General features: G+C 53.4%; 2 protein-coding genes. One reads left to right on the forward strand and one right to left on the reverse strand.

Going from position 1 to position 1,255, the window contains the following annotated elements; all coding sequences use genetic code 11:
* Positions 1-233: 233 nt before the first annotated feature.
* Entirely contained in the window at positions 234-425 is a 192-nt protein-coding gene (locus tag BLR97_RS19485; protein WP_089708592.1) for a DUF2283 domain-containing protein, read from the reverse strand.
* A 231-nt stretch (positions 426-656) separates the two neighbouring features.
* Here BLR97_RS19485 and BLR97_RS19490 point away from each other — a divergent pair, with 231 nt between their 5' ends.
* Complete coding sequence (locus BLR97_RS19490) at positions 657-1,115, forward strand: REP-associated tyrosine transposase (RefSeq protein WP_089708594.1); 459 nt, start codon at positions 657-659, stop codon at positions 1,113-1,115.
* Positions 1,116-1,255: the final 140 nt, after the last annotated feature.

Here is a 1,255-nt window from a genome sequence, read left to right on the forward strand (position 1 = left end):
CGAGGCGCCGGGGGTGAATGCTTGTAGGTAGTCTGATCGCCCGATAAATCGGGCTCTTACAAAAAACTGGATGGCTTCGAGGCGCCGAGGGTGAATGCCAGCAGGTGGCCTGATCGCCCGGTAGGAGCGCAATTCATTGCGCGATCAGCAATCATCAGGGCGCCGAAGGTAAACGCTTGTAGGTAGTCTGATCGCCCGACAAGTCGGGCTCTTACAAGGGATGTCTGCAGGCGTTATGCCGCGTCACTGCGTAACAACGGCCAAGCTCCTTGCTTCGATGCTTCCAAGATAACAATTTCAATGATAGTGCCATCTTCTGCGTAGCTAATGTACGTATTCCAATCTTGCGAAACTTCTTTTGCGATTGGTTTATCGGAGAGATGCACAACTAAAATATCATCCGCCTCATCATAGGTGGTTCGCATGTTTAGCCCTCCCACTGAAAATGGTGCATACCTTTAGGCTAGCACGAAGGCACCGTCGTGAATTATACCTATAGATGGCCTGACCGCCCCGTAGGAGTTCAATTCATTGCGCGATCAGCAAGGATTGAGGCTCCGTAGGTAATTGCTGATAAATAGCCTGATCACCCGATAAGTCGGGATCCTACGGGGGCTGGTGCAGGGTAATAACATATTGTTCAAGGAGGAGCGGTGATGCCACGCGGTCATGCGTTGAGGATGGGTAGGCGGTGTTTGCCGGGGCACTTTTATTTAATAACGATAGTGACGGCTGAGCGAACGCCTTATTTTCGCGATTTTACCTATGGTTGTGCGGCGGCGCGGGCTTTTTCTCAATCTTCCGTGTGCCAGCACGCGACGACTTGGGCTTATGTGGTGATGCCTGATCATGTGCATTGGTTGCTGGCGTTAGAGGGCGACCTTTCGCAGGCGGTAAAGCTGTATAAATCGTATGTGTCGTTGGCGTTGGGCAAGCCGATTTGGCAGCGGGGCTTTCATGATAGGTTGATACGCGAGGAGGAAGGCGTGCGGGATACTGCGCGTTATATCGTTGCGAATCCGCTGAGGGCTGGGTTGGTTAATCAGATTGGCGATTACAGCTTTTGGGATGCCCGTTGGTTAACGCCGGATGCGGGTGATCAGGTGGTTGTTTGAGCGCCCTGGGGCTCCGAGGGTAATTGCTAGTAGACGTTCTGATCGCCCGGTAGGAGTAGTCTGATCGCCCGACAAGTCGAGCTCCTACGGGGCTGGGTGCGTGCACCGGGTTTTGTGGGAGCCTGACTTCGTCTGGCGAT

Source organism: Vreelandella arcis (assembly GCF_900103865.1).
GTDB classification, from domain to species: Bacteria; Pseudomonadota; Gammaproteobacteria; order Pseudomonadales; family Halomonadaceae; genus Vreelandella; species Vreelandella arcis.